This is a genomic window from Dethiosulfovibrio faecalis, from assembly GCF_021568795.1.
GTDB classification, from domain to species: domain Bacteria; phylum Synergistota; class Synergistia; order Synergistales; family Dethiosulfovibrionaceae; genus Dethiosulfovibrio; species Dethiosulfovibrio faecalis.
Map to the genome: position 1 here is coordinate 16,796 of NZ_JAKGUE010000019.1, position 22,178 is coordinate 38,973.

At 56.3% G+C, this 22,178-nt stretch carries 16 protein-coding genes; 3 read left to right on the forward strand and 13 right to left on the reverse strand.

From position 1 onward, the window contains the following. Position 1: 1 nt before the first annotated feature. The 5 genes from L2W58_RS11205 to L2W58_RS11225 form a co-directional block, all read right to left on the reverse strand. A complete protein-coding gene (locus L2W58_RS11205; RefSeq protein WP_236103430.1) occupies positions 2–2,326 on the reverse strand; it encodes a hydratase in 2,325 nt (774 codons plus the stop codon). 109 nt (positions 2,327–2,435) lie between these two features. Next, positions 2,436–4,439, reverse strand: coding sequence for a methyl-accepting chemotaxis protein (locus tag L2W58_RS11210; RefSeq protein ID WP_236103431.1), 2,004 nt, complete (start codon positions 4,437–4,439; stop codon positions 2,436–2,438). Positions 4,440–4,635: 196 nt separating this feature from the next. Then, positions 4,636–5,796: a DUF819 family protein gene (locus L2W58_RS11215; RefSeq protein WP_236103432.1), complete on the reverse strand. Its 1,161-nt coding sequence runs from the start codon at positions 5,794–5,796 to the stop codon at positions 4,636–4,638. 42 nt (positions 5,797–5,838) lie between these two features. Further along, positions 5,839–6,927, reverse strand: a complete 1,089-nt coding sequence (locus L2W58_RS13180) for a dipeptide epimerase (protein WP_236103433.1) — start codon at positions 6,925–6,927, stop codon at positions 5,839–5,841. A gap of 145 nt (positions 6,928–7,072) precedes the next feature. After that, positions 7,073–7,366, reverse strand: a complete 294-nt coding sequence (locus L2W58_RS11225) for a DUF3870 domain-containing protein (RefSeq protein ID WP_236103434.1) — start codon at positions 7,364–7,366, stop codon at positions 7,073–7,075. A gap of 194 nt (positions 7,367–7,560) precedes the next feature. On the opposite strand from L2W58_RS11225, the gene L2W58_RS11230 reads away from it, so the two are divergent. After that, positions 7,561–7,956, forward strand: a complete 396-nt coding sequence (locus L2W58_RS11230; RefSeq protein ID WP_236103435.1) for a 4Fe-4S binding protein — start codon at positions 7,561–7,563, stop codon at positions 7,954–7,956. Continuing rightward, on the forward strand, positions 7,949–8,911 hold the full coding sequence (locus tag L2W58_RS11235; RefSeq protein ID WP_236103436.1) for an SLAC1 anion channel family protein: 963 nt from the start codon (positions 7,949–7,951) through the stop codon (positions 8,909–8,911). Before L2W58_RS11230 ends, L2W58_RS11235 begins: the two co-directional genes overlap by 8 nt. Positions 8,912–8,973: 62 nt before the next feature. Here the strand turns inward: L2W58_RS11235 and L2W58_RS11240 are convergent, their stop codons facing one another. From L2W58_RS11240 to L2W58_RS11250, 3 genes are all read right to left on the reverse strand, one after another. Next, complete coding sequence (locus tag L2W58_RS11240) at positions 8,974–10,884, reverse strand: TRAP transporter permease (RefSeq protein WP_236103437.1); 1,911 nt, start codon at positions 10,882–10,884, stop codon at positions 8,974–8,976. Positions 10,885–10,960: 76 nt separating this feature from the next. Then, positions 10,961–11,962 (reverse strand): TAXI family TRAP transporter solute-binding subunit, encoded by a 1,002-nt coding sequence (locus L2W58_RS11245; RefSeq protein ID WP_236103438.1) that lies wholly within the window; start codon positions 11,960–11,962, stop codon positions 10,961–10,963. A 176-nt stretch (positions 11,963–12,138) separates the two neighbouring features. Next, entirely contained in the window at positions 12,139–13,926 is a 1,788-nt protein-coding gene (locus tag L2W58_RS11250; RefSeq protein WP_236103439.1) for a coiled-coil domain-containing protein, read from the reverse strand. Between the two features lie 177 nt (positions 13,927–14,103). Between L2W58_RS11250 and L2W58_RS11255 the strand changes: the two genes are divergently transcribed. Next, a complete protein-coding gene (locus tag L2W58_RS11255) occupies positions 14,104–16,290 on the forward strand; it encodes an HD-GYP domain-containing protein (protein WP_236103440.1) in 2,187 nt (728 codons plus the stop codon). Here L2W58_RS11255 and nagZ read toward each other — a convergent pair. The 5 genes from nagZ to L2W58_RS11280 are packed head-to-tail and all read right to left on the reverse strand — an operon-like array spanning position 16,251 to position 22,145. After that, positions 16,251–17,867: a beta-N-acetylhexosaminidase gene (nagZ, locus tag L2W58_RS11260; RefSeq protein ID WP_236103483.1), complete on the reverse strand. Its 1,617-nt coding sequence runs from the start codon at positions 17,865–17,867 to the stop codon at positions 16,251–16,253. The genes L2W58_RS11255 and nagZ overlap by 40 nt on opposite strands. A 2-nt stretch (positions 17,868–17,869) precedes the next feature. Then, complete coding sequence (locus tag L2W58_RS11265) at positions 17,870–18,397, reverse strand: DUF6691 family protein (RefSeq protein ID WP_236103443.1); 528 nt, start codon at positions 18,395–18,397, stop codon at positions 17,870–17,872. A gap of 5 nt (positions 18,398–18,402) precedes the next feature. Further along, positions 18,403–18,924 carry a YeeE/YedE thiosulfate transporter family protein gene (locus L2W58_RS11270; protein WP_236103445.1) on the reverse strand — a complete coding sequence of 174 codons (522 nt, stop codon included), beginning with the start codon at positions 18,922–18,924 and terminating at the stop codon, positions 18,403–18,405. 45 nt (positions 18,925–18,969) lie between these two features. Beyond that, positions 18,970–21,081: an HD-GYP domain-containing protein gene (locus L2W58_RS11275; protein ID WP_236103447.1), complete on the reverse strand. Its 2,112-nt coding sequence runs from the start codon at positions 21,079–21,081 to the stop codon at positions 18,970–18,972. Further along, positions 21,078–22,145, reverse strand: coding sequence for a hypothetical protein (locus tag L2W58_RS11280; RefSeq protein ID WP_236103448.1), 1,068 nt, complete (start codon positions 22,143–22,145; stop codon positions 21,078–21,080). Before L2W58_RS11280 ends, L2W58_RS11275 begins: the two co-directional genes overlap by 4 nt. Positions 22,146–22,178 lie beyond the last annotated feature (33 nt).

Sequence of the window (22,178 nt, forward strand, 5' to 3'; positions counted from 1 at the left end):
ACTATCTATCCGAACAGTCTCTGTAGTAGTTCATCAGACATCCGGACAGGATTATATCCCTGTCCTCCTTCTCCAAAGCCGTCAGTTTTAAAATCACGGGCACTCTGTCGTGATCCCCTAGGAGAAACGCCTGAATCTCGGTAGCACCCTCTTTCATGGCCTTTCGTATTCCCGGCACGTAAAGCCAGTCCTCCGCACGGAATTTGCCCTGTTCCTCAGGCTCGACCACGTAGGGGACCATGCCCCAGTTTATGAGGTTGCTGCGATACCGTTTGGTGGCGTACTCCACCGCCACGTTGGCCTGACCTCCCAGCATCTTCTGGGACGAAGCCGCCTGTTCCCTGGCGGAACCGTCGCCGGGCTTAACCGCGAAAACCGCCGACCCGATACCGATCCTTCCGACATCGACATGCTCTCCCACCAGAGATAGTATCTCGGCAAGATCGTCGGACAGGGAAGTTCCGTCAGAGACAGACTTTTTGCGGCAATCCTCCAGGGCCTGAGCCACCTTGGCCCGGCCTACGAAACGGGGCTCCTTTCTGGATAGGGTGAACTCGGCCAGCTTCATCGGGTTGGAACGAAGCGACGACGTCTCGCCGGACGGTATCAGCTCGTCGGTTGTCGTGACGGGATCGTCTATAACGGCAGCCATCAAAAGCAGCTGATCCTCTGGAAGAGGCGATATCTCCGGCCAGGGTTTGATGTTGGGACCGTAGACCAATTCTTCCTCGGGGTGGGGCCTGCCCACGCCGCGATATACCCTTTTGTCGTAGACCTCGCCGTCGAAACGATAGGGAACTGGAGTCAACCTGTCGGCAAACGCCGTTCCGGGGGTCAGGACTCCGCCGTTTGCCGCCGTGGCGGCTATGGATCGGGCATCCATCAGGGCGACGGCGGAGAGCTGCCCATCTCCGGGTTTGGATCCCTCACGGTTAGGGAAGTTTCTGGTCGTGTGACGAACGCTGAAGCCTCTGTGACATGGCGTATCTCCCGCTCCGAAACAGGGTCCGCAAAAGGCTGTCTTCACTATGGCACCGGCGGCCATGAGCTTTCCGATGGAACCGTTCGCCACCAGCTCCATGTTTACCGGCTGGCTGGCCGGGTAGACGCTCAGAGAGAACTTACCGGCCCCGGTGTCGGCCCCGTCCAGTATCTGAGAGGCGGCGACGACGTTCTCGAAGGTTCCTCCGGAGCACCCCGCGATGATCCCCTGATCCACGGTGAAACGACCGTCCACAAGCTTATCCACGAGCCCCAACCTCAGCGAGCTGTTCTCCATCACCCTGGCGGTCTCCGTCTCGACGGCCTCTATCATATCCACGGGGTTCTCGACGAACTCTCTTATGGTGACGGCGTTGCTCGGGTGATAAGGCAGGGCTATCATCGGTTCCACCTTGTCCAGATCCACCACCACGGCTCCGTCGTAGAGGGCCACGTCGTCCGGATCGATCCTTTTATAGGCTTCGGGACGACCATGGAGGCAGTAGAACTCCTTTATGGCCTCGTCGGTACGCCAGATGGAGCTCCAACAGGCGGTCTCGGTGGTCATGACGTCGATACCCAGCCTAAAATCGACGCTCAGAGAACCGATGCCGGGCCCGACGAACTCCATGGCCTTGTTCTTTACGAAGCCGTTCTCGAAGACCGCTCCTATGATGGCAAGGGCGACGTCCTGAGGTCCCACTCCCGGCCTGGGAGCGCCTTTCAGATATATACACACCACGCCTGGCCGGGCCATGTCGTAGGTCCGACCTAAAAGCTGCTTGACAAGCTCCGGCCCGCCTTCGCCTACGGCTAGAGTCCCGAGGGCTCCGTAACGGGTGTGGCTGTCGGTCCCTAGGATCATGGCCCCGCTCTCGGCCATCATCTCCCTCATGTACTGATGGATCACCGCCACGTGGGCCGGGACGTACTCGCCTCCGAACTTTCTGCAAGCGGAGAGGCCGAAAACGTGATCGTCCTCGTTGATGGTCCCCCCCACGGCGCACAGGCTGTTGTGGCAGTTGGTAAGAACGTAGGGAACGGGAAACTCGGTCAGTCCGCAGGCTATGGCGGTCTGAACCACCCCCACGTAGGTGATGTCGTGAGAGGTCAGCTTGTCGAAGCGAAGCCGCAGACCGCCCTTTCCACCGCTAGTGTCGTGAGAATCGATGATGCCGTAAGACATGGTCCCGACTCCCGGCACGGTAGGCAGAGCTTTCGCATCAGGCGTCAGCCCCGCCTTCGACATGAGGCCCTCCATCTCTGCCTTCCCGACCTTTTCCGACCTCTCGCAAAGCACATCGCCGTTGAAAAGATATACCGGCCTATCCACCAGGGAAATCAAAATGCTCCAGCTCCTTCCGGGAATTGTCTGTCTTCCTAATTTCAGTATATCCCCTGCAAGCCATCACATCTAATGCCGTATTCTCATGCCGATCGATGCAAAAAAGTTATTACTCCGTCCGAGCCAGGGCTTTTTTATCCCGGGCCTCTATGCTGTATTTGCCGAGCTCCGACCTCATAGCCTGGGAGAGCTCTCCCAGAACTTCGGAGAGATCTACCAACTTTTCGACTCCACCGGCGAGGACCTTGATGTCCTCCTCCACCGAGGCGGCGTCCTCTCTGTTTCGGGAGATCCCGACGGTAAGCTTGTCAACCGAGAGGGCTATCTCCCTGGTTCCGGCCGACTGCTCCTCGGTGGTGGCTGCGACGTTACGGATCTGGGCGGATATTTCCTCGACGGCGGAGAGCACCGAGGTTATATTCCGCCTCATCTTATCGCTCTCTTCTATGCCGCCTCCTGCCACCTCTTTGCCTCCCTCTGCCTCCTCCACTGCGTTGACCGTTTTCTCCTTCATCTCCGATGCCAAATCGCCGATCTCCGACGCGGCAAGGTTGCTTTCCTCCGCGAGCTTTCTAACCTCTTCCGCCACGACGGCGAATCCCCTTCCTGCATCTCCGGCTCTGGCGGCCTCTATGGCCGCGTTAAGGGCCAGCAGGTTGGTCTGATCCGCTATCCCCGAGATCCTGCCGACTATATCGCCGATCTTCTCCGCCGTACCTCTGAGATCGGACACGGAGGCGGAGATGCCCTCGAAGGACGACGCCATCTCCCCTATCCTGTCGGCGGCGGAGGATATGGCCCGTTCAGCCGAGAGAGCCTCCTCCTTGAGCCCCGATGCCTTCTCCGACACCTCCTGGGACGCCCTGGCTGTTTCCTGGATTCCCGAGACTATCTCCTCCATGCCGGCGTTGACGCCCTCTATGGCCCTGGCGCTTTCCCCTGCCTCCTCGGTCATCCTGGCGGACTTCTCACCGAGAGTCCTGGAGATCTCCTCGTTTTTCCCCGCCGTATCTCCGAGGGAAGCCGATCCATCGTCCAGACGAACTCCGTATTCCTTGAGCTTGGAGAAAAACTCCCTTAGACCGGAGATCATGTCGTCTATGGCGTTCGAGACCTGAGAGATCTCGTCTGCTCCATCTCTGTGAGCCCTTACCGTTAGATCTCCCTCGCCGGCCCTTACCGAGACGTCTCTAAGCCTCTCCATCGGACCGAGTATCCCCCGATTCATCAGGAAAACGAAGACGAGAAGAATGGTGATAAGCAGAAGCCCCACCATCACCGATCTCAGGGCCATGGCACCAAGAGGCCTAAGCAGGACTTCTTCCGAGACGGTGAAGATCAGACGCCATCCGGTGGACAAAGGCATATGGAAGGCTATCAGCCTGTCGTCGCCGTCTTTCAAAAAGGCGACCCCTCCATCGTCGGACCGAGAGGAGGAAAGACTCTCGAACATATTGACCTCGTCCGCATCTTCTCCGTCCGGGTGAACCAGGGGAACTCCGTCCCCATCCACCAGATATCCGGTTCCGGCGCTGCCTATCTTCTGCCCTAGCACCATGGAGACCAAAGCGGAGACGTCCACATCGGCGCCTACCACTCCGACCAGATCCCCCTCCGAGTCGTACGCCGGACAGGCCACGGTGATGACCCTCTTTCCCGACTTAACGTCCTCGAACGGAGAGGTAAAGATCGTTCCCCCCGTCTCGACTGCTCTCCTATACCAGGGTTCTTCGGTAGGATCGAAGCCGGAAGGAGGCATCCAGCCGGTGCCGTCGGAAAAACGGCTATTGGGAAAACCGACGTATATATCCAGATAACCGTCCTCCAGGTTGTTCTCCGTCAAGGTCTCCATGTAGCCTATGAGGATCCCCTCGGTGGTCCCGTAGTCCTCCCACAGATAGGCCACGTTGGAGGCGATGTTCCTCACCATCTGACCTCGACTCTGCATCCAGTTCTCTATGGAGATCCGACCGAAGGTGGATTCTTTCCTCCCCGATTCTATAAGCTGATCCATCAATATCCGCCTGGCTCCCCAAAAAGACAGCCCCCCCATCACGACCACTGCCAAGAGCACTCCAACCGCGAGAGTGTAGAGACGTCCTCGAACGGTCATAAGCCATCCCCCCCAATGAATTTTAAAAATTTCGCCTTATAAGTATACCCTCAAAAGAAAGAATTCCAAGGCAAAAAATAAACAAAGAAAATTCTTTAGATTATTATGATCCGCCGATCCTACGATATAAAAAGTCCCCGGTCCTCTCCAAAAGGAGACGACCGGGGACTTTTATAGATCGAGATGTCGTTGTTTTCTACAGTATGGACAAAATCTTTCCTACAATAAGTCCACCGCCTGTTCCTACCACGTAGCCCATCATGGCCATGAGGACTCCGATCGGGACAAGGGCGTCGCTGTAGGCAGCGGCCAATATCGGAGCGGAGGCCACCCCTCCGATGTTGGCCAGACTCGCCACACCGCAGGTGAACAGGTCGAGCTTGAAGAGCTTGGCTATTATCGCCAAGGTTATGGCATGAATGCCGAGTATGACGAATCCGGCGAGTATATACATGGGGGCCTCGGTGAGCTCGGCAAAGTTGGCCCTGGATGCGATGAGACCGACGATCATGTAAAGCATGGTGTTGGCCATCTGAGAAGCACCGGGAAGACCGTACATGGGGGTCATGGCGCAGAGCACGCCTATCACCGTAGCCAGAAGCACCGTCCAGGTGGTACCGGACATGAAGGCCGATTTCGGAAGGAAACCGGAAGCCCAGTGACAGACGGCGGATACGGCCAAAGCGGCGCCGAGGAGAAAGATCATGTCGCTGAAGGTGGTCTCCTTGCGCAGACTTTCGTGATGCTTGGAGAGCTCGGCTCCCACCTGATCGATGGCGCTAGTGTCAGATTTGGTCCACTTGTTGAACTTCATAGCGTAGGGGACCATGCCCAGAAGGACCATGACCCAGATCGAGTAGTCGATGGAGTCGATAAGAAGCGTGTAGCCCATATCGGCGTCGGCTATGCTCAAGGCTCCCTGGATGGCCACCATGTTGCCGGTACCACCCATCCAGCTTCCGCAGAGGGCGGCAAAGGCTCTCCAGCTATCGGCGGGCAGGTTGCTCTTGAAAAGCAGATACATGACGACGAAACCGAAAGCTATGCTTGTGGAGGCGGCGAAAAAGCCTAGCAACATCTTCGGCCCCAGTTTCATGATCTTCCTCAAATCGCAACGAAGGAGCATGAGGAAGATCATCGCAGGAAGCAGATTGCCCTTTACTCCCTTGTAAACCGCGTTGACGCTGTCCGTCTTGCTCCAAAAACCGAAGGTGGAGAAAAGCATACACACGAAATAGATAAGGACGACCGCAGGAACGTACTCGAAAAATTTCCCCTTCGAATGCCGCTCCGCCAAAACCACTAGCCCCGCAAAAAACAGGATAAAAGCCAGATAAGAAAAACCGTTGGTGATCACGTAATTCCCTCCTCTTAGATTAAAATAGGGCCTAGGCCCGTATCAATGCCACTTTATTTCGTCGAAGGACATCACTCCCAGACCGGGAGCGTCGGACACCCTGATATCCGGTCCCTTGAAGTCCGCCCCACCCACTATGGGATCGGAGGCACAGAGCAGAGGACCGTCTATGTCTATCCTCGTTATCGCCCCATAAGCCGCCGCCAGATGCACCGCCGCGGAGGCGCATATTTTCCCCTCCAGCATGCTTCCCAGCATGACCTGGGCCCCGAATATCTCCGATACAGCCACTATCCGCCTGGCCTCGGCTATTCCACCGCACTTCATAAGCTTTATGTTGACCATGTCCGCCGCCTTGCGACGGAAGATCTCCAGGGCGTCCGAGGCGCTCCATATGCTCTCGTCGGCCACGACGGGGATGGACGTATGGGCAGTGACGTAGGCCATCCCGTCCAGGTCTTTGGCTTTAACCGGCTGTTCCACCAGTTCCAGACCGAAACCGGCTTTCTCCATCCGATCGAGAATATTCACCGCCTCGGTCGGGGTCCAACCCTGGTTGGCGTCTATCCTTATTTCAACGTCCTGTCCGATTGCCTCTCTTATTGCCTTGAGGCGGTCGAAGTCCTTGGAAGACTCCTTCCCGACCTTTATCTTGATCACCTTGTAGCCGCTCTCCACGGCGTTCAAGGCATCCTGGGCCATCTCGTCCGGCTCGTTTACGCTAACCGTGACGTCGGTCTCGATCGATTCTCTACTACCTCCGAAAAGCCTGTAGAGAGGGGAACCGATCGACTGGGCCCAAAGATCGTGAAGGGCAATGTCGAGGGCTGCCTTGGCGCTGGTGTTGCCTACCATGCAGCTCTGAAGAACCTTTAAGTTCCCCTCAAGGTCCTCTCCGTCGCGCCCCAGCAAAGTCGGCCTTATATGGTCGTCGATGGCTCCAAGGATGGCTCCTGTCGTGTCGCCCGTTATGGCTCCCGTCGGGGGGGCCTCGCCGTAACCGACGACACCCGAATCGGTCTCTACCGCTACTATGACGTCTCTGACCGCATCGACGGACCTTACCGCCGTCTTAAAAGGTTTTTTGAGGGGGACCGATATGGTCCCTGTTTTAACTCCGGTTATCCTCACCTGATCATCTCCTCCGATCTCGTTTAAAACAAAAAGCGGACACGGACCTCGCTAGAGGTCTATGTCCGCTGGATTTCGCCTTCCTCGCTGACCGGGAACACCGATCAGGCCGACAGGCAAAGCAGCTATTTAGTTGTCTTTCGCTTTACCTGAACGCGGCTACGAATTTCTTCACCGCATCCCTGTAGGCCACGGCTATGGCCTTCTGAGATGACCCCAGATATCTTTTCCTCACCGCCTCGAGAAGCCCCTCGTCCACGGCCGCCAGAGATCTGCCTAGGAACAGGTCTCTCAAAAACCTGTTGGTCAAGGACAGGGTAAAGGAGGCCTCCATGTCGAGTATCTCCCCCGTATCGAGATCGGCGATGAAGGTGATGAAGAAATGAGAGTAAGTATGGGTAATCGGGTTATCGCTGGCGCTCCTAGCGTTGCCTATCACGCATACCGGATAATCGCACCCCAGGTCGCCACCCCCATTCGTCGGATTATTATAACTCCTTCAGCTCATTATCTCAAGACCTTTCCGCGAATTCCGAGAAGCTACGACATATCCCATAGATAGTTTAGGAAGATTGACAAATGCCCTCGGGGGGTATAACCTGAGCCGTGCATTCAACGGAAAGGATGATAAAAATGCCATGGATCGATCGAAACCGCTGCACCGGATGCGGTCTCTGTGTAGATAACTGTCCCGCGGAAGCCATCTCTATAGCTGAAAACCTGGCAGTTCTAGATATGGAAAACTGCATCCGTTGCGGAAGCTGTCATGAAGTATGCCCCACCGAAAGCATTCGCCATGACAGCGAGCTGACCGACGGAGAGGTAGAAGCAAACCTACAGGAGGCGATACAGCACGCACAGTCCTGTGCCGACCTGAAGGGGAACACCCTGGAAAGCTTGGCCAGCTTGGAACGACATATCAAACACTATAAGAGGCAGAAACTGGTGGCGGAAAAGACCCTCGAACGCCTCCAACATGTATTGGCCTATCAAAACGAGGAATACAGGGAGAAGACAGCAAGTGAATAGTATTCTTAAAGCACGAATCCGCAACTTCCCAGTCTCGTTCTTTGCCGTTTCCATGGGACTGACTGGCTGTCTCATCGCACTTCAGAAGGTCGGCCCCATACTGGGGCTACCTCTTGTCGTGGCTAAGATCCTGCTTGACGTGGCTTTAGTCGTTTTCTCTATCATCGCTATAGCTTACTCAAGCAAGATAGCGATCAATTTCTCGGCCTTCCGAGCGGACCTAAACCATCCGGTCAGGATGCACTTTCTGCCTACTTTTTCGGTGAGTCTTCTGCTTCTTGCCATAGCTACCATGGAGCCTATGCCGATACTTTCACGTTATTTCTGGACGATCGGCACTGTAGCACACCTTGTATTGACGCTCTACACGTTGACGATCTGGCTTCAACACAGCCATTTCAAGATACATCACGCCAACCCGTCCTGGTTCATACCGATCCTGGGAAATCTGGTCGTTCCTGTGGCGGGCGCCGCACACGCTCCGGTCTTCGTGAATTGGTTTTTCCTCTGTGTCGGGCTTTTTTTCTGGGTGCTGCTCTTCGCCGTACTGCTGAATCGATTGATCTTTCACGAACCAATCCAGGACAAGTTGGTGCCAACTTTTTCCATATTAATGGCACCTCCGGCGATCGGATTTATCTCTTACGTAAAACTCACAGGGGAGATCGATCTTTTCGCCATGGGACTCTACTCGTTGGCTCTATTTCTGTTTCTAGTCGTCTGCGCACAATGGCAGCTCTTTCGGAAAATCCGCTTTTACCTATCTTGGTGGGCCTACTCATTTCCCTTGGCGGCCCTGGATCTGGCCACCGTGCTACTCTTTCACAAGACAGGAAATCCGGCGTTGAAGACCTTCGGTTTGGCTCTTTTTTTTGGGTTGGTACTTCTGGTAGTTTTCTTGACGGCGCTTACGGCGAAGGACATGACGAAGGGGCAAATCTGCATAGAGGAATAACCGAACAAAGACTTGGAACGACGGAGGGAGCAGAGCCTAGGCTCTGCTCCCTCTTGTCACTGTTAGGCCGTCTCTTTTCTCAACGCCCTATTTCTCATCCAATGCTGGAGGAAGAGGAAAGCGAAAAAGGCGAGACTCATCAGACGAACCGTCTTAAGAGGGTTGACCAAAGCTATACCGTTGGCGGCGAAAAGAACCCTCTCCCACAGGGGCATGTGGGCCCTCAACATCCCTATTAGCCCGGCGGAGAGAGAGAAGACTCCCACCACGGCACAGAGGATGGTCGGAAGGAACCTGCCCCAGGTGAAGTCGACGAAGAGCAGCACCGGGTTGTAGACGAACAGGAAGGGCAGAAGCAACCCCGACATCGCCAGACCGAAACCGACCACCGCCACCTTCGTAGGAGCCGCCTTGGCCAGTCCGGCGGCGGTATAGCTGGTGAGAGCCACAGGAGGAACAACAGCCGACATCGTCCCGTAGTAGAAGGCAAAGAAGTGAGCCGCCAGAGCGGGAACCCCCATCTGCTGCAGGGCCGGAGCCGCGATTGTGGCGGTTATGATATAACAGGCAGAGGCGGGAAGCCCCATGCCCAGGACGATGGCCGCTAACATGCACAGTATCAAGGCCGCCCAGAGCTTGCCTCCGGCGAACATTATTATGTTCATAGCTATGACCTGTCCCACGCCGGTCATGCCGACGGCTCCGACTATGAAACCTACTATCCCGCAGGCTATTCCGACAGGAGCGGCGCTTCTGGCCCCTCCGTCCAGTGCCCCTATAAAATCCTTGACACCCATTCGGGTGGATTTACGGCAGGAAGAAAGGACTATTATAGCGATCAACCCCAGAAAAGCGGAGAACAGCGGGGTGTAACCGGCGACCAGGAAATAGACTATCAGGACGAGAGGTATGGTCATGTGCCCCTTGTCCAACATAGTGGTCTTCATGGAGGGGATTTCCTCCTTGGGCAACCCCTCCAGGCCGTTGCTCTTGGCCCTGAGATCGACCATGGTCAAGATGGCGCCGTAGTAGAGCAAAGCGGGGAAGACGCCGGCCAACATTATCTTGACGTAGGGAATCCCCAGGAAGGTGCTCATTATGAAGGCGGAGGCACCCATGATCGGAGGCATTAAAATTCCTCCGGTACTGGCGGCAGCCTCCACCGCTCCGGCGAAGAAGGGCTTATATCCTACCTTCTTCATTAGAGGTATGGTGAAGGCTCCAGTAGTAGCAACGTTCGCCTGAGAACTGCCGGAGATACTGCCCATAAGTGCTGACGCTATGACCGCGACCTTGGCAGGACCGCCCCTGTAGCGCCCCGCCAGGGCCAGGGCGAAGTCGTTGAAGAACTCGCTGGTCTTGGTGGCCGCCAGAAAGGATCCGAACAGTATGAACATGAACACGTAGGACGACGAGACCATGAGGGTGACGCCGTATATCCCCTGGTCGGTGAGAGCCATACGGGTTATTATCCTGCTCCAGTCGAAACCTCTGTGGGCGAAAAGACCAGGGAAATACGGACCGAATTTGGTGTAGACCAGGAAGAAAACGCACAACACCGTCAGAGGCAAGCCGACCGCCCGGCGAGACGCCTCTACCAGAAGACACATGGTCATGACCGAAATTATGAGGTCCAGCTGGGTGACCTCCAGCTTGGTGGCCAAAAGACGGTCATAACACATGACCACGTAAAGACCGCCCAGCAAAGCGAGCCCGGTAAACAGCCAGTCAAGGGCGGTAGGCTGATCTCGTCTGGACCTGGCTGTTCCGGGGAAATAGAGGAACACCAATGCCATCATAGTGGCGAGGTGGATGGCGTTCATCTTTATGGTTATCATCAGACCTACGCTGTTCATCCAGCAGTGTATAAGAGACGTGAAAACCGCCAGTGCGACGGCGAAGGTCCTGACATGACCGGAGAAATCCCTGTTGGGGATATGCTCCCCGGGCTTGAAGACACTCAGAATATTCAACTAAACCACTCCCTCCAAAATCCAAAAATGCGGTGCTGGCGTGAGCCGGCACCGCACGGTGTTGTCTACGTGGGACCTATTTCGCCTCGGGCGGAAGAAGGGATCCGGGAATCTCGAAGCCCTGTTCCTTGAAGAACTTGACGGCACCGGGATGAAGAGGAGCGCCGTAGAGTCCAGCCATGGGGTGGTCGTAGTCGACCTTGGTGAAGGCGGCGTGAGCCTGCTTCATAGCCTCGCGATCGTTGTAGATGACCTTAAGGGTCTCGTAGACGATCTCGTCGCTGACCTTTTCGCTGACTATAAGGGCGGACTTGACTCCGACCAGGTTCAGAGGCTTGGTCTGCTTGGGATACACGTCGGCGGGGATGACCACCCTGGCGTAATAGGGGGCCTCCAGTTGAAGCTCGTCAAGCTCGTCGTCGGAGAACTCCAGCATCCCCACTGGAACCCGTCCGGCGTAGAGCTCGGACACGGCGGAAACGGGATATCCCGTCTCGGCGTTGAAAGCGTCGAGTCTGCCGTTCTGAAGAGCCTGAGCGGCCTCACTGTAGCCGATGTACTCGGGCTGGATGTCCTCGAAGGTCAATCCCGCCACGGCTCTCAACACCAGTTTACTGGTGAACTCGGTCCCGGAGGCGGGAGGTCCTACCGCCATCCTCTTGCCCTTGAGGTCTCCCCAGGTCTCGATCCCCGCCTCTTTGCGGACAACGATCTGGGTGACGTCGGGCCAGAGCCCCATAACGTAGCGAAGGGACGGGATCTGTTTTCCCTCGTAGGTACCTACGCCCTTGTAGGCGAAGCCGGTGAGGTTGGACATGGCTATCGCCATCTCCGCCTCGTCGTTCTTGAGCATCTTGAGGTTCTCGATGGTACCGCCGGAACTCTGAGCCGAGGCCTTGACTCCCTTGGACATCATCTCCTTGTTCATGCTGTTGGCGATTATGGTCCCTACCGGATAGTAGGTGCCGCCGGTGGAACCGGTGACGATCGTCACGAACTCGACGGCCTGAGCCGTTCCCGCTACGGCGGCGGACAACGCAAAGACGGCCAGCACCGCTGCAATGATTCCCTTTCTCATCATGAAACCCCTCCTTGAAGTTGATCTCACAGGGTGAAACACCCTGTTTTTATGATACATTCCCGTCGTATGGGATGTCAACCATTATAAAGAATACCAAGGTCTTCCGATAAAAAACGAAGGTGGGCCACAAGGGCCCACCTTCACGATGGTCTGTCTTTCGGGAAAAAAACCGATTACTCCGTCTTGGCCTCTTCGGTCGTCTTGTCCTCCGAGGATACAGCCTCTTCGACGGCGGGCTTCTCCACGTCGGAGGAGACAGCTTCGGACTTCACCTCTTCCAGCTCGGCACGGGCCTGGGCAACCTCTTTCTCCATGACCACGAGCTTCTGCTCGAGAGCCTTCTGCCTCTCCTCGTGGGCCTTGATGCTGTGCACCGCCTCCACGAGCTCTGCCTGCTTGGCCTCCACGGCCTGCTTGAGAGCCTCGATCTCGTCACCGGCCTTTACGGAGAGCTCGTCGGCGTTCTTGAGCTTTCCTGCGAAGGCGTCTATCTTGGCCTTGGAATCGGCGATAAGCTTGTCCTTCTCGGCGACCGCCTTTTCGAGCTGCTCCTTCATCTTGGCGGAAGCGCCCTTCATCTCCTCAAGGGTCTTTCTGGCGCCCTCCAGAAGACCGGACTTCTCGGAAAGCTCCTTGGCCTTGATCACCGCCTGGTTCTTTACCTTGGTCAGCTCTTCCTTGACAGATGAGATAACACCGTCTTTTTCCTCGAGAGACTTCTCAAGTCCGGCGACCTTGGCCTCCAGGTCCTTGACCTGCTGCTCTTTCTCGGCCAGGGAAGCGCGGAAACGATCGAGCTCGGCGGTCTTCTCCGTGAGGACCTTCTTGGTCTTCTCGATCTCCTCCCTCAGAGAACCCTGGGTCTTGGAGATCTCTAGCTTAAGGTCAGAGGCCGCCTTCTGGCTTACCGCAAGGTCGGCTTTCGTCTGAGACAGGTCGAGAGACTGATCCTTGTACTTTCTCTCCATCTCGGCGAGTTTGGCCTCCATCTCGAGCAGCTCTTTTCTAGCCATCCTGAGATCGGAGGTAAGGGCGGCGTTGTCCTTTTCCTTCTTCACAAGGTCGACTCGGGCCTTCTCGAGGGAGTCCCTGGTTATGGCCAAGGTGTCCCTGGTGATGGAGAGACTGTCCTGGGTAAGCTGGAGAGTGCTCTTGACCGGACCGACCGGCTCGGCGTCGCCCTGAGAGACCGCCGCAGTCACGACGGGGATCTTGGGCAAAGCCACGGAACCGCCCTCGGTAAGGAGAGCCTCGTACACCCTGAGATCCCTGGCGTACTTGCGAATCTCGCTCTTCTTGTCCGCGATGGATTTACGCAGATATTCCTCGTGTCTGGCCAGAAGGAAACGGTCGTCGCTGACCTTGCCCTCCAGCTGGGCCATATCATTTTCGAAGCCGGAGACGACTCCCTGGATTCCCTCTATAGCCGATCCGGCGCCCTTGAGGGCCTCGTCCATCGCGGCGATCTTGTCGGTCATGGAGGACTTCATGGCCTCCACGTCCTTCTTGAGGGCCTCTATCTCGGCAGACTGCTTTGAGATATCGCCGGACACCGAGCCTATACGGCTATCCATCAACGTCCAGACCACGTTGAAAAGAATCAAAAGGACAAGACCTACTACAGCGTATTTTTTCCAATGTTTTTTGAAATCAGGCATACCATTCTCTCCAGTTCCGTCGTCCTTGGAGTTGCCGGAGCAACATCCCTTCCCTTCGCCATCGTCACCGCCATTCAGCCATTTGAGGCCGCTGAACCAGTTAGTGATGGAGGCAAGCGGAGACTCCTCCCCCTGGGAGACCTCCTCGCCGCTCTCCTGCGAGGTGGGGACGCTATCCTGCTCCTCCCAAACGGACTCCTGAAAAGAGTCGCTGGACATGCCCTTAGAAGCTTTCTTTTCCTGTGCCCCTTCTTGCTGAGTTCCCTTCTTCCCGTCAAGACCGTCGTTTTTGTCCTTTTTCAACGAGAACTCTCCTCCTTCCGTCCTCTGCTACAGATGATTGTCTAAAACGTCCCGTACAGCTTACCACTATACGCTTTATTTTACCATTTCGAACCTTACCACCTCCGGGCTAAGAAGAAATTTTCCAAAAACGGCGAGAGGAGGTGGTATTATCGGGATGTAGGGAGGTGTCTAGATATGGCGTCTATGAGAAAAGAAATCCGAAAAAAAGCTCTCAGAGGATGCGTCCCGGCGATTGCGATATTGGCGGTTCTCGCCGTCTTTATGTTTTCCAGACTGACGGGGCACCTGATGAAGGAGAGGGAAAATCTCATCTCCCAGTCGATCTCAGGTTACTCCGACCTGGCCTACCAGACATACGCCTTCATCGAAGCCCATTGGGGCATGCACCTTTCGGCCTTGATCCGTTCCGTCTCGGACGAACTGGACTCCGGGGACTACGGCGATCTACGACTGAGGGACATCCTGAGGGAGAAGATCTCGGAAGACCCATATCTGTTCCCCTACGGAGCCGATATAAAGGCCTGGATTCTGCACAAAGAAAACACCGTAGCCTCTACAGAAAAGGGCAACTCGTCCCCTCGCATGTCATCTCGATTCTCGTCCAGGCTGCGTCTTCTGGACAAAGGCGAGACCCTGATGGACCCGCTGCACCTCACGATAGCCACCTCTATGGGGGACGGTATATATCTGATCATAGAGACGGAGGAGGCGGCCATAGGGGGAGTCTCAGATCTGAGAAGCATCGTCCGGGGATTAACCATTCTGCCCTCGGTGGAGGAGGTCCACCTGATCGACCCAGACGACCCTTCCCTTATACAGGGGACCGGCACGAAGACGGCATGGGGCCAAAAGGCCGTGGTTCAAAGGCTCTTGGTGGACGACAGGGGAAGCTCCGAAAAATCCTTGAGCCCCAACCTGGTGCTGTCCATCCTTCTGAACTTCAGACCGATATTCGCACTGGTCGGAATCATGATCTTCTCGATAATAGCGTCTATGGCTCTCATAGTATGGGCGGCTTTCTCAGCGGCTGGCAGGGCCTCGGACGGTATATCGAGAGCCATCGTCGCCATGACGAAAAGGATCGACAACTTCGCTGCCACGAAAAAACAGGAACAGACGGAACCGGTGAACACCGATATAGATGAGATCGAAAGTCTGTCGGACAGCTTCGATCATATGTCTCGGGAGGTATCCAAGTCCATAAGCGACCAAAATTACACGAGAGGGAAGATAGACGAACTCTACTCCTCCCAGAGAGCCCTGAGCGAGACCCTGGACAGGATCATATCTCTAGGGACGGAGCTGACCGAAAGCGCCCTGAAGGACGACGAGTCCTTTCTGTCCCATCTTTTCAGAAGCGCCATGTCTCTGATACCGGAGGCAAACGCCGGCTGCATATCGGTGATAGAGAACGACCGTTGGAGGTTCGTCGACGCGGTGGGGCACGACCTGGAAGGTCTCAACAGGCTCAAACTGCAGAGCCGCTACGTGTCGACGGAGGACAGGCCTATCGTGGTGAACCGTCCCTCGGACAGACTTATCGGAATTCCCAAGGAGATAGCCGACGAGATGAGGCGATTGACCCTACCGGCGACGAGCTCCTGCCGTTATACCATCCGTTGCGACGGAGAGGTGGTGGGACACCTGACCCTGGACATATGTGGAAAGACCGACGCGAAGTTCCCCGAGTCGACAGCTCAGACACTTGAGTCCTTGGGACACATAGCCGGAATGTTCTTTTCCATGAGGAGGGTGTACAAGGCCAACCAAGACCTTCTGGAACAGGTCATCATGGTTTTGGCCGAATTTATGGACGACTACGACTCCTGCACGAGGGACCACTCGAAATCCGTGGCGAACCTGTGCAGAAGGACCGCCGAGGCCATAGGCCTTTCCAAGGAGGAGATCACCAGGCTTTACTGGGCCGGACTGCTACACGACATCGGCAAACTCGCAATCCCCAGAGAGATAATAATGAAACCGGGACCTCTCTCGGAGGAGGAATACTCTATAGTGAAGAGACACTCCGAGGCGGGAGCCTCCGCCGTAACCAAGTCGAAGACCCTCTCCGACATGGCGGAGCCCATAAGATATCACCACGAGAGGTGGGACGGCAAGGGATACCCCGAGGGACTGAGAGGAGCCAACATCCCCCTTTTGGCCAGGATAATCTCGGTCTGCGACGTTTACGACTCGATAACCGACGACAGACCCTACAGAAAAAGGCTCACCCCCGAGGAGGCAAGCCTCGAGATGGAGAGGAGCGCCGGAACCCAGCTGGATCCGGGGCTCGTCTCCACCTTTCTCGAAAAGGTCGCTCCCTATCTGGACGACCAGGAGGCGCCCCATCCTCTGGGATAGAGGCCGGGCAACTCCACCGGCAACCGTCCGGAAGGACGGATCTCCCCTAAAAGTATAGCGGCCAGAGCCTTCAACGTAGGTGGGGTATCTCCGTAACAGGCCAGGGCCGTCTTTGCCTCGGGCAACACCGTGAGGTCGTAGGGAGTCTTCATCGAAAGGGAAACGCAGTCGGGCCTCTCCTCGAGGATCTCCCTCAGAAACGAAGCGGAAGCTTCGTCCCTGACGAGGTCGTAACAGCCCATCAACACTGGGCCCCTTATCTCATCCGCCTCGACTTCTGGAAGTATCCGACCTCCAAACTTAACGATCCGACCGGACACACCCAGGTCGGACAGCCGTTTCAGAAGGATCTCCGCCGCAACGGCCTTCTTCTCCGGCCATATCAACGTGACATGGTCTCCCTTCCTCAGGGGAGGGGGGCCATCCGACCTGATAAGAGTCACGCTCCTGGAGGCTATCTCCTCCGCCAGGGCGGAGCCGTCCACCCAATCGGGACGATCCTCCCCGGAGGATAGCCCCATATCGTCTTTCCAGCGCAGGATCCTCTCCACCGCATCGTCCAATCTGGCCTTATCCAGCTCGCCGGAATGGACCGCCTCTACGATCCTGTCTCGAACCTCCCTATGCCCTTCGGGAGGGAAGGCGGGATCCGCCCCCAGAAGGACGAAATCCACACCGGCCCTCAGAGCCATCACCACAGCATCGGGAACTCCCCATCCGTTGGAGATAGCCCTCATTCCCATGGAATCAGACAGCACCACTCCCTCAAAGCCCAACTCTTCTCGAAGAAGCGATATCGCCTCGAAAGACAGTGTCGCCGGAAGCTCTCCGGTCAGGGAGGGAACCACTATGTGGGCGGTCATGACGGCAGGAATTCCGGCCTCGACGGCGTTTCGAAAAGGTGGAAGCTCGAGAGCCCTCATCGAGTCGAGCGAACGATCCAGAACCGGAAGCCCCAGATGGGAGTCGATATCGACGTCTCCGTGCCCGGGGAAATGCTTGGCGCTGCATCCCATTTGGGCCCTCGAGAAACCCTTTATCATAGAGGCTCCCATTGAGGAGACCACGGCGACATCGTCGCCGAAGGAACGTAACCCTATTATGGGGTTAGAGGGGTTGCTGTTTACATCCACGACGGGAGCGTAGTCCAGGTCGATCCCCAGGCTCTTGAGCTGCCGCCCCATGATAAAACCCTGTCTTTCCGCCAGATCGTGATCGCCGGTAGCCCCGAGAGCCATGTTCCCCGGGAAGTCCGCACCGTGTCCCCTTATCCTGGCGACCGTTCCTCCTTCCTGATCCACTGCGACCATCAAGGGAACGTCCAAGCGGATAGTCTCCCTGATGCAGGACAGGAGAGATCTGACCTGCGAAAGGGATTCGACGTTTTTCCCATACAGAATGAGACCTCCGGGCTTAATCTCCTCCAATCGTGATCTGGTCTCCCCGTCGAGGGAGGTTCCCGAAAAGGAAAGGGCCAGAACCTGCCCCGCCTTCTCCTCCAGGGTCATGGCAAAGACAGGAGAGGACGCCAGCAAGGCCAAGGCCCCCAACGCCGCGACGATTCGCCGAAACGTCATCGTCACAGGTCGTTCCTCTCGAACAGGAAAAACAGACCTGCCGCCACAGCCGCAAGCCCGATTATCCATATCCACGGGCCGGTACCTGTGAATCCCGGCATCGTTACCTTGCCTATGTTTCCCCAGGAAAAGAGGGACAACTTGGTGAAAGGATAGAGCTCGGCGAAAAGAACCGCTCCGAAGACCATGCCTATCATACCGACCAACGCGTCGACTTTCCCCTCGCCGAGAGCTCCTACCGCCGTGCCGGGACAGTAACCAAGAAAAGCCCAGCCTATGCCGAACACTACCCCGCCGACTAGGTTTGTCCCCAGTACGGTTGATTTTATCGACAGGGACACCAGCCCCATGCCGAGAAGAGCGTATATACAGACGGACCCCACCACTATGGCGGACAGCATAAATTTGACGATGGTCATGTCCTCCAGCAGGAGAGCCCCCAGCTGCCGGTCGTATCTGAGCACCTCCGACCGCTGCATCAGGACACCGAAGACCGCTCCGGTCACCAGCGCCATTATCGACACGAACATGCGTCTCAGCTCCTTCCGTATATTATCCGAGCCATGGCGACACCGCCTACGAAGAACGCCGCCAACGATACGAAACCGCTCATGGAGAGCTGCATCATCCCGCTGAGGCCGTGCCCCGAGGGGCAGCCGCCTGCCATTCTGGCCCCGAAAGCCACCAGGATCCCTCCGAGAAAAGCGGTACAGAGCCTGGGCCATGTTCTGGCCCCGAAACGCTCTCTCCAGAGCTCGGGGACGGCATCTACGAAGAAGGTTCCGTTGACCGTGGAGGAAAGCAGAGACCCTATGAAGATCCCCACGAGAAAAAACAACTGCCAGTCCACCGCGAAGGGATATTTAGCGAAATAATCCAAAGACGCGCCGTGCTCGGGGGAAATCATATTTACTAAAGCCGCTCCGCCCCTGGCGAAGGTAGTGGAAGCCCCGAAGAACTTTCCCGTCGCCACTACGGACAAGGCCACCAGACCTCCGGTGATAGCTCCGGCCAGATAGGGGTTAAGGGGACGCTGCCCCTTCTCGAATGAATACACAAAAAGACCTCCTTCCGTTATAACCGTCGTTTTTTAGACGTTGATCTAGGACGACCTCATGGACCCACTGAACTCCTCGTTTGAAAAAGCCCCGTAGATCCTCTCGAAAAAGCCATCGTTCTCCCTGAAGATATCCAGTACCTCCGGATCGAAATGCCCGGGCATGACCCTGCCGTCTCCCTCCAACATTATCCTCCGGGCCTTCTCGTGGGAAAAGGGAGGCTTGTAGCATCTCTCCCCTCTGAGCGCATCGTAAACATCGCAAAGGGCCACTATCCTCCCCTCTATGGGGATATCCGTTCCGACCAACCCACGGGGATATCCGGTTCCGTCCCATCTCTCATGATGGCAGAGACAGATGTTTCTAGCCATATCGAGCCACGAGGAATCGCCAATAACCTCCGCACCGAAGATCGTGTGTTTTTTTATCTCCTCGAACTCCGAATCCGATAAAGATCCAGGCTTTACCAGTATCTCCTTGGGGACCCTCAGCTTGCCTATGTCGTGAAGCTGGGCGTATATCCTTATATCCTCCACGAACCCCTCCGAAAATCCCAGCTGTCTGGCAAAGAAGGCGGCGAACTCCCCAACCCTGGCTATGTGCTCCCCGGTCTCTTCGTGATATATCTCCGTGAAGGCCTGCATCCTGAGGGCAAAGTAGTGAAAGGACGATCTGACCTCTATGAGCAGCTCGTTGGCGTGGAGAAGCCCTCCCAGGGTAAGACCGAACCTCCTCAGCACCTCCACCACCTTCTCGTTCCCGTAGCTCGATATTCCCTCCATGACAACGTAACCCTGGACCCTTCCCATGAAGGATACCGGCATGGAAAGGCGGCCCTCCTCGAAGAAGGGGTCCTCCCTAAGGTATGCCAAATCGGTAGAAAGCAACGGAGAACGGCGCTCTCCCGATTCCCCCCATATGTAGGGGGACGATCTATTGAAGGCGACGAAAGCCACGTAACCGCAGCGGAAGGTTCTACGCAGGTTGGAGGCTATCGACTCGGCAACCCCTTGAAGGGTCTTACCGTCCGAGGCCCCCTCGGCAAGGCTCATTATGTTCTCCAGCTGGGCCATGACGAGCTCCAGTTCGTCGTTGGTCTGTTTGAGGCTTTCCTCCATGGCGGTGGTCTCCTCCAGAAGGGCCATAAGGGATTCTTCCTTGTCGCCGATGGTCCCTATGAGCCGCTGAAAGGCGTCTCCCAGACGAGCCTCCTCCTCGAAATGATGGTCCAGAGCACCCATCTGTCCCTCGAAATCCACCAGATACTCGGCAAGGGTGAAGGAGGATTGGCAGGATCCGATCCTGTCGGAGGCACCGGCCAGAAAGTCGACCCACCTCCCGAAGGATCGGCTGATCCTATCGTGTCCTATCCAAAAGACCAGAAACATCGCCGAACCTCCCAAAAAAATCAGAGCAGCTACGACGACGGCCTGGGAAAGGGCGCTCTCTATAAGGACCTTTTGTGGGTAGAAGGCGACCAGGAAAAGGGCTCCCACCAACCGCCTGGAGAAGGCATTCACCTTCCCCATGGATAGGACGACCTCCTGATATCTGTCCCTCAACAAGACCTTAGGGAGCACCATGCCGACGGAGGCGAGTTCGGTTTTTCCCCAGTTATGGATGACCCTGCCGTCGGCACCGGCCAGGGCCATTACGCTTCTGCCTTTGGATCTTAACCTCACGGACTCCAGCAATATAGACGTATTAACATCGCACAGAAGCCACCCGTCCGGAAGGGGCACGGACAACATGAACCCAGGGGAATCCATGTCTCCGAAAAGAACCGACGGAACCCACTCGCCAGAAAGAAACTTAGGGGAGACTGACATGCCGCCCTGGACGTAGGGAAGATTGCTCCAACGGACCGTACCGTTCCTGTCGCAGAACAGAAGCCCTCTGAGCTCCGGGGAGGACATCATAAAATCCTCCACCCCCTTGGTCATGCCGGAGACTCCCCAGTAACGCATCGTGTTCCTGTAGGTAGACAGCTTATCATCCAGAAACTGGGAGAGGTAGTTGAACCGGCTCATTATCGAATCCTCGTAGATCTCTTGAAAGGAGTTCAACTGAAACCAGAAGGCGGTGGCTCCGCCGATCAGGGCGAGCCCCACCATTATGGCGCCTAGGAGGCGTCCGTAGCTTCTCAACGATCTCAAGGCAGGATCACCTCTTCCACCGAACCGTCGTTGAAGCGGTAGACCCTGATCTCCGACTCCACGTCGCCATAGCGGTTCAGCTTGAGGGTCCACCCGGGCCCCTCCACCGTCCTGGGGCGGGAGAGCATGACACGAAGTTCTTCGCCCCTGGCCCTAGGATCCTCATCCAGGACGGAGGCAAGATAAGTCATGGCGGCGACGGTGTAGCGGGAGAAGACACCCATATCCACCTCTCTTTCGTTCAACAGGAATCGAACGAAATCGTCCTCCGGTATCGATGTCGGATCGTAGGCCGATGAAAAATAGAAATCCGCCCCGGCGATATCGAAAAAGTAATGAAAATCGGAGACCTGGCTCCATCGTGAGAGGAATATGGGCACAGGAGGATAGTGAAGCAGGACATCCTGCAATATCCAGTAACTCCTGGATGGCTCGGCTATTATGACCACCCCGTCCCCGGACAGATAGTCTCCTGCCACCTCGGGATAAACGATCAAGCCGGATGGGACCGAATCGGATAGCCTCTTCATATCTCCCACGAGATTGTTCACGTAGGCATCGTTGTAGGGAGACCTGTAGACGATAGGTTCTTCCACGCCTAAGAAGGACATCAGCATGGCCATGGCCTTTCCTTCCTCGTCGGTATCCGTTACCACACGAAAAAACCAATCGTCCCTTCCCGACATAACTGAAGACGAGGCTGCGGGAGAGACCACGGGGATCTCGAACCTCTCCGCCGCCTCTGCCGCAGCGGCCGCCTCCCAAGAAAGCGGGAACCCCACCACCACGGCGGCTCCTCTTCGAGACAGATCCGCCATCGCTTCGGCGACGTCGTCGCCGAAGGTCGCGACCTCGACCTGAAGGCGGTAGGCTCGGTCCTTCGAGGAGTTATGCCAGAGAACGTAGCTCCTTACGACCGAGAGCATCACCCCTTCCGGGGCGGAAAAAGCGACCTTCTCGTTGACCGCCACGCCTATAATCACCACGGGGGTCGAGAATTTATAGAACAAAAGTCCGAAGATCGCGACAACCCCTACGATCGACATCCAAAGGCCCTTTTTCACGATACACCTCCTCCTCGACCGAAACAGATCGGA